The sequence below is a fragment of the Flavobacterium sp. genome, assembly GCF_029242675.1.
GTDB lineage: Bacteria > Bacteroidota > Bacteroidia > Flavobacteriales > Flavobacteriaceae > Flavobacterium.
On the sequence record NZ_JAQWTM010000367.1, the window covers coordinates 1 to 3329 of the forward strand.

The 3329-nt window shown below is 34.5% G+C and carries 3 protein-coding genes and 1 pseudogene; 3 read left to right on the plus strand and 1 reads right to left on the minus strand.

The features are described 5' to 3' along the window. Nucleotides 1-72: 72 nt before the first annotated feature. Nucleotides 73-531, plus strand: coding sequence for an Lrp/AsnC family transcriptional regulator (locus P8M54_RS13510; RefSeq protein WP_300288476.1), 459 nt, complete (start codon nucleotides 73-75; stop codon nucleotides 529-531). 142 nt (nucleotides 532-673) lie between these two features. Continuing rightward, a complete protein-coding gene (gene lpdA / locus P8M54_RS13515) occupies nucleotides 674-2077 on the plus strand; it encodes a dihydrolipoyl dehydrogenase (protein WP_300288473.1) in 1404 nt (467 codons plus the stop codon). A gap of 65 nt (nucleotides 2078-2142) precedes the next feature. On the opposite strand, the gene P8M54_RS13520 is transcribed toward lpdA, so the two are convergent. Further along, nucleotides 2143-2520 (minus strand): DoxX family membrane protein, encoded by a 378-nt coding sequence (locus P8M54_RS13520; protein WP_300288475.1) that lies wholly within the window; start codon nucleotides 2518-2520, stop codon nucleotides 2143-2145. A gap of 246 nt (nucleotides 2521-2766) precedes the next feature. On the opposite strand from P8M54_RS13520, the pseudogene P8M54_RS13525 reads away from it, so the two are divergent. Next, nucleotides 2767-3329, plus strand: a pseudogene (locus P8M54_RS13525) (aminodeoxychorismate synthase component I); the annotation flags it as partial.

Below are 3329 nucleotides of genomic sequence, written 5' to 3' on the forward strand. Positions count from 1 at the left end.
TTTTTAATTTTTGGTTTTTGGATCAATAAATTAAAATTAGTAGATTTTATTTCAAACTGTAAAAACCGTACTATGAATCTAGATGCTGTCGATAAAAAACTACTTCTTTTATTGCAAACTGATAGTAAAAGAACCAATAAAGAATTGTCCTTAAAACTCAATCTGTCTGTTACTGCTGTTTATGAGCGTATCAAAAAGTTAGAGCGCGAAGGAATCATTGATAAATATGTGGTAGTACTCGATAAATCAAAAGTCGAGAAAGGATTTGTCGTTTTTTGTCACTTAAAGTTAATTCAGCATTCGCATGAATTCCTCACTCATTTTGAAAGCGAAGTAGTGAAACTCAACGAAGTGCTGGAGTGCCATCATGTAAGTGGTGATTACGATTACATCTTGAAAATTGTAGTGAAGGATATGGAAGCGTATCGGGAGTTTTTAGTGACTAAATTGACTACGCTCAAACATATTGGGAGTACACAAAGTACCTTTATGATTAGTGAAGTAAAAAACACAACAACTATAGCGTTGTAGTGCTTTCTAGTGTAAAAATCGCTTTTGGACAAATTAGAATGCAATTACTTCACAAAAAATCTGGTTTTTAGATCTTCAAACAAAACTTAATTCCTTAATTTTGTAGCACTTTTTATTAAAATAATATATAAAACAATATACTATGAATTCATTTGACGTAGTCATTATAGGTTCTGGACCTGGAGGATATGTATCAGCGATTCGTTGTGCACAACTGGGTTTCAAAACCGCCATTATCGAAAAATATTCAACTCTTGGAGGTACTTGTCTTAACGTAGGATGTATTCCTTCTAAAGCCATGTTAGCTTCTTCTCATCATTATGCTGAAATCAAGCATTTCGAAGATCACGGAATTGAACTTACCGGTGAAGTAAAAGTAAACTTGGCAAAAATGGTGGCTCGCAAGCAAGCAGTCGTTGACCAAACTTCAGGTGGAGTGAAATATTTAATGGACAAAAATAATATTACAGTACTTGAAGGATTAGGCTCTTTTGTAGATGCAACTCATGTTGCAGTTGCAAAAGCGGATGGAACATCAGAAACTGTTGAAGCAAAAAACATTATTATTGCTACAGGCTCTAAACCTTCTAATTTACCTTTTATCACAATCGATAAAGAAAGAATTATAACTTCGACTGAAGTATTAAAATTACCAGAAGTTCCTAAACATTTAGTAATTATTGGTGGTGGAGTTATTGGTATCGAGTTAGGTCAAGTGTATTTACGTCTAGGAGCACAAGTGTCAGTTGTTGAATATATGGACCGAATCATTCCAGGAATGGATAGTTCATTGTCTAAAGAATTGACAAAAGTATTAAAGAAACAAGGAATGAAATTCTATGTTTCTCATAAAGTAAAATCGGTAGAAAGAGCTGGCGATGCCGTAACTGTTCAAGCCGAAAATGCAAAAGGAGAAATCATCACTCTTGAAGGTGATTACGCATTAGTTTCAGTAGGTCGTCGTCCGTACACTGATGGATTGAATGCGGATAAAGCTGGAGTGAAAATTTCGGATAGAGGACAAGTAGAAGTAAACGATCATTTACAAACTAATGTGCCTAATATCTATGCAATTGGTGATGTGGTTCGTGGAGCCATGTTAGCTCACAAAGCGGAAGAAGAAGGAACGATGGTTGCGGAATTAATTGCTGGTCAAAAACCACATATCGATTACAACTTGATTCCTGGTGTTGTTTACACTTGGCCAGAAGTAGCTGCTGTAGGTCAAACTGAAGAGCAATTAAAAGAAGCGGGAATTGCATACAAATCAGGAAGTTTTCCTTTCAAGGCATTAGGTCGTGCGAGAGCAAGTGCTGATTTAGACGGATTCGTAAAAATCTTAGCTGACGCTACTACTGATGAGGTATTAGGAGTTCACATGATTGGAGCTAGAACGGCTGATTTAATCGCTGAAGCAGTGGTTGCAATGGAATTCAAAGCATCTGCTGAAGATATTTCAAGAATGTCACACGCACACCCTACTTTTGCGGAAGCAATCAAAGAAGCAGCATTAGCAGCTACTGATAATAGAGCATTGCACGTTTAATAAAAATAGTTTTTAAAGTAAGCCCGTCTTGTGTGAACAAGACGGGCTTTTTTGTTTTAGAGCTATTAATCAGCTCGAAATAAACTTTTGTAATTATCCCAATGGGTGAAAATCAAAAAGATATTTCCAACGAAAACAAAAATAGCAATAGGCAAGTTTTCAGGAGTCAAAAAATAGTTGATTAATAAGATGTTTAAGGTTACAGGAAAGATCATAATATTAGCTAATGTCATGTATTTGCCGGTAAGAAAAGAGAGTCCGCACAGTAATTCTACAGCCTTTGCGAGTGGCAACAAATACATAGAAGCAACTAATCCTACTTGAAATGCTTTAAATTCGCCGGTTGATGCTGGCTCGGGTGTTAGGTGAAAAAAATAGCTAATTGAAGTGTATAAAAATAATAGACCTAGCATAATTCGAATAATAATCGTTGCAATTTTCATAATATATAGGTTTTATTGGTTACATGAGTAAAATTGCTGCAAGTCTAGGGCGCGCTTTAATTCTCTTTCATCATCGTATTACCGTTGCCCTCTAAAGTATAAAAACAAGTTGAATTCAAAATTATAAGTATTTTACTTTCAGTGTCTTCTAGTAAATTTACGAAAAAAAAGAACTGATTTTTAAGATTATGTCATATTAAAGGATTTTTTTTATCGTAATTTTGAGTTTTAAAGCAAATTATCACCTTGAGAGTATCCGTTAGTAAGCCTATTTCAGACCCTAAATTGTTTAAAAAACAGCTGTTAACTTGGTCGCAACAATTTCGCGAGCTCGTTTATTTAGATAGTAATGAGTACGATCATCGCTATTCTAGTTATGATTGCGTGTTAGCGGTAGATGCATTTACCTCCTTAAAAACTGATTTTTATAATGCATTTGACGATTTAGCACAATACCAGCAAACTACTAAAGATTGGCTTTTTGGTTATTTATCCTATGATCTTAAAAATGATTTGGAACCATTAACATCTGCTAATTTTGACGGCTTACATTTTCCTGATTTATTCTTTTTTCAACCTAAAAAACTATTTTTAATTAATGGAGATGCGGTCGAAATTCAATATTTAGGCATGTGTGATGATGAGTTAGAAGCTGATTTTGAAGAGATAGTGTCCCAAATTTTGCATGAGGATATTCAAGAGAAAACATTTGAAATCAAGCAGCGAATCACCCCAATTAAGTACATTGAAAAAGTGGGTAATTTATTGGAACGAATTCAACGTGGTGACATTTACGAAGCTAATTTTTG